The organism is Streptomyces bambusae (assembly GCF_019400985.1).
GTDB lineage: Bacteria > Actinomycetota > Actinomycetes > Streptomycetales > Streptomycetaceae > Streptomyces > Streptomyces bambusae_A.
This window is the reverse complement of record NZ_WTFF01000566.1, coordinates 1-2313: the sequence shown is the minus strand read 5'-3', so window position 1 is coordinate 2313 and position 2313 is coordinate 1. Positions and strand designations below refer to the sequence as shown.

Annotated in this window: 2 protein-coding genes; both read right to left on the bottom strand. The window is 75.1% G+C overall.

Annotation, left to right across the window (positions count from 1 at the left end; all coding sequences use genetic code 11):
* Window positions 1-90 precede the first annotated feature (90 nt).
* Window positions 91-1239, bottom strand: coding sequence for a condensation domain-containing protein (locus tag GPJ59_RS38780; protein ID WP_219672262.1), 1149 nt, complete (start codon window positions 1237-1239; stop codon window positions 91-93).
* A gap of 178 nt (window positions 1240-1417) precedes the next feature.
* Window positions 1418-2236: a 4'-phosphopantetheinyl transferase family protein gene (locus GPJ59_RS35575; protein WP_308120675.1), complete on the bottom strand. Its 819-nt coding sequence runs from the start codon at window positions 2234-2236 to the stop codon at window positions 1418-1420.
* Window positions 2237-2313: the final 77 nt, after the last annotated feature.

Genomic DNA, 2313 nt, shown 5'->3' with positions numbered 1-2313 from the left:
TCGCACTTCACATACCAGTTGTGTAGCTGTCGTACTTGCTATCCATGTCGGACGATCAATGTAGACTGTGTTCATGATTTGTTTTTTTTTTCAAAGCAAAAGCCGGCATCCGAGACCAGCCCAGGTCTGGGGGGTTGGGAGATGTTTAGAAGAGCCGGGGGTGGCCGCGCCCGCCGAGGGCAGGGCCCGGGCCGTCCAGAAGGCCCGGGCCGGGCCCACGTCCTGGGCGGCGACCCAGCGCAGGTGGTCGCGGAGGTCGGGCCGGCGTTCACCGCCGAGCGGGCGGCCGTCGGCGGCGTAGGCCCGGTACAGGGCGCGCCGCAGCAGCCGTACGCTCCAGCCGTCGAGCAGTGCCTGGTGGTAGGTCAGCAGGACGCGGGAGCCGCCGTCCGGTTCCTCCAGCACCGCGATCCGCAGGGCGGCCCCGGGCTCGCGCAGGTCGAACTCCCGCGTCCGCTCGGCCAGCAGCAGCGCGTGCCAGTCGGCGCTGCCCCGCGGGTGCCGCTCCGGGCGCGCGGCGGCGTACGCGCGTACGGCGACCAGCGGCGCCCCGCCCGGCGTCCTCGGCGGGACCAGGGCGGCGCGCAGCACGGCCTCGGAGTCGTACAGGCGCTGCCAGGCGGCGGGGAACCGCCGGACGTCCAGCGGCCCGGGCCAGCGCCAGTGCAGCTGCTCGACGTGCAGGCAGGCGCCGGGGTGGGTCAGCGCGTCCAGGAGTGCGTCGCGCTGCACGGGGCTGGCGGGCAGCGCGGCCAACGGTGCACCAGGCCCGGGGCTGGGGGCGGGGGCGGACACCACGGGCCCTGATCGCGCATGGTCTGATCGCGGGTGGTCTGATCGCGCATGGCCGCCGGCCTCGGTCCCTGCCCCGGCCCAGGTCCCGGCCCAGGACGGGCCGGCGGGCCTGCGGACGGACGCGGGGGCGGGTGCGGGCGCCGGGGCGGGCGCGGGCTCAGGGGAGGCGGGCGTCCCCGGGCCCGGTGGTCGTCCGCCGCCGACGGCCGTCAGCAGGTCCGACAGCGCCCCCGCCGGGTACGGCGGCGCGGGCAGCACCAGCGTGTGGTGCGTCGCGCTGTGCCGCCGCAACGCCGGTCCCTGCGGCAGCGGAGCCGTACCCGCGGGGACGGGCAGCCGGGCCAGCGCCGCCGTCAGCGCGTCCGGGGCGAGCGGCCCGTGGAGGTCGAGCGAGGGCGGGAGGCCGGGCGTGACGACGACGGTCACGGCCACGGTGGCGGCCATCTGCATTCCCTCCACTTCTCCGCTCGGCAGCTGAACAGATCTCAGATCTCAGATCTCCGTTGATCTTTTTCCAAAGGGGAGGCGTATGCGAGCTGTGCCCCCATATCCCTGACACGTTCGGGACGTCCGATGCGCGGGGCAGGCTCTCCCCCGCCCGCAACCGGTGGCCGCTGGTCCGCTAGTCCGCCGCGAGCACCTCCTCCACCACGCTCAGGAACCCCTCGTCGAGCATCGTGTGCACCGCCGTGTCCGCCGCCGGATCCAGTCCGGAGTCGTGGCAGGCCACGCTCAACAGGTACCGGCCCAGCACGCGGTGCGTGCCGAACGCCCACGCGCCGCGCGCGGCCGGCCGCCCGTCCGGAGCGATCAGCTCGCCGCTGTCCAGGCCGAAGCCGAACTCGTTGAAGTCCAGTCGAAGCCCCTGCCCCAGTGCCTTGGTGTAGGCCTCCTTGAGGGTCCACAGCCGCAGCATCTCGCCGGCCTGCCGGTCGGCCGGCAGCCGCGCCAGCTCGGCCGCCTCGGCCGGCGTGCACACCCGGTCGTGCAGCAGCTCGAAGGACATCCGCCGGTCGGCGGGTTCGGCGTCGACGCCGATCCGGCCGGTCCGGCTGACGCCGACCGCGATCAGGTCCTCGGTGTGGCTGATGCTGATGTCGATCTGGTCCAGGCCCCGGATGTACGGGCGGCCGCCGATCCGGTACGACAGGTCCAGCTCGGCCGGCCGGGTGCCGAGCGCCGCCGCGGCCGTGTACTTGACCACCATCCGCGAGGTGACGAAGCGGTAGCGGATGGCCGCGTCGGCGGTGCGCCGGTAGCGCTGCCAGTCCCGGCCGAGCAGCGGCCGCAGCCCGGCGTCCGCGAGCGCGGCGGTCAGCCACTCCCCCCAGGTCGCGTACACCACGGCATGGCCGCGGCCGGCGACACCGGCCGCGACCGCGTCCCAGGGGGCGTCCGGGCCGGTGACGTGGACGGGGGGCGCGGGGGCGGGGGCGGGCACGGGCGCGGGGGCAGTTGCGGGCGCGGGGGCAGTTGCGGGCGCAGTCGCGGGCACGGGCGCGGGCGCGGTCATACGGC